The organism is Mesorhizobium sp. M7A.F.Ca.AU.002.02.1.1, from assembly GCF_003998535.1.
Classification (GTDB): Bacteria; Pseudomonadota; Alphaproteobacteria; order Rhizobiales; family Rhizobiaceae; genus Mesorhizobium; species Mesorhizobium ciceri.
Genome location: NZ_RZPB01001241.1, coordinates 1 through 1,120, shown reverse-complemented (window position 1 = coordinate 1,120; position 1,120 = coordinate 1). Strand labels below are relative to the sequence as shown.

Annotated in this window: 2 protein-coding genes; both read right to left on the bottom strand. The window is 61.4% G+C overall.

Annotated features, from left to right (window positions below; translation table 11 throughout):
- A partial coding sequence (locus EN879_RS36825) for an ATP-binding cassette domain-containing protein (protein WP_164774887.1) occupies positions 1–272 on the bottom strand: 272 nt, incomplete at its 3' end.
- 175 nt (positions 273–447) lie between these two features.
- Positions 448–1,120, bottom strand: a 673-nt coding sequence (locus tag EN879_RS36820; RefSeq protein ID WP_164774886.1) for an SDR family NAD(P)-dependent oxidoreductase, incomplete at its 5' end; no start/stop codon positions are given.

The following is a 1,120-nucleotide window of genomic DNA, read 5'->3' as shown; positions in this document are numbered from 1 at the left end:
ATATGCGGATAGAGCGCGTAGCTCTGGAACACCACGGCGACGTTTCGGTCGCGCGGGGCGACATTGGCGACGCTCTTGCCACCGATGCGGAGATCGCCGGAGGAGATACTCTCCAGACCGGCAATCATCCGCAGCGTCGTCGACTTGCCGCATCCCGACGGACCGAGAAAGATCACGAATTCACCATCGGGAATGGTGAGATCGACCTCATGCACCCCGTAATTGCCATTGCCGTAGAGCTTGGAAACGCGATCGAGCTCGATAGACGCCATAGACTTTCCTCATGAACCCGTCTGACCCGGCTGACGCCGAAGGCCGAAGTCGAGCGAACGGTCATCTTAGAGAACAAAATATAACATTAAAAGCCTAACTTCTGATCATATGTGTTCACTTTTTTGGATAGGCGCGTGCCCGCATCAGGATCCGGCTACAGCCGCCGAAAGGCCGTCAGGTCATGTAGACGCCGCCGGTCACGTTGACGCCCTGGCCGGTCATGAAGCGGGCTTGATCCGAGCAGAGGAACACGACGACGTCGGCGACATCCTCCGGCAGCTCGAGCCGGCCGAGCGGCGTCTGCGCAATATAGTCGGCGACCACCCGTTCGGGCGTGACTTGCCGCAGATGCGCCTCCCACTCGACTTCGCGCGATTGCATGCCGGTCTTGACGAACCCCGGACAGACGGCATTAACGCGTATCCCCTTGGGCGCGAGCTCGCGGGCAAAGGCCTGCGTCCAGCCGAGCACGGCGAACTTGGATGCCGAATAATGCGCCAGGAGCGGCGCACCGACCTTCGCGGCAAGCGAGGCGGTGTTGACGATGCAGCCCGTGCCCTGCTTGACAAAATGCCGTCCAGCGATCTGATTTGCCAGGAATACACCGCGGGCATTGACCGAAAAGTTGAAGTCCCACTCTTCGTCGGTCAGATCGAGCGCGTGCTGCATGGTGGACACGCCGGCATTGGCGATCAGGATGTCGCAGCCGCCAAGCGCTTCCAGTACGGTGGAGAAGGCCGCCTCGACGGAATCGCGGCGGCGGACATCGACCGTGACGGCGGCGGCACCGCCACCAATTTCCTCAGCCGCCTGACGTGCCGCCTTGGGATCCAGATCGCCGATCGCC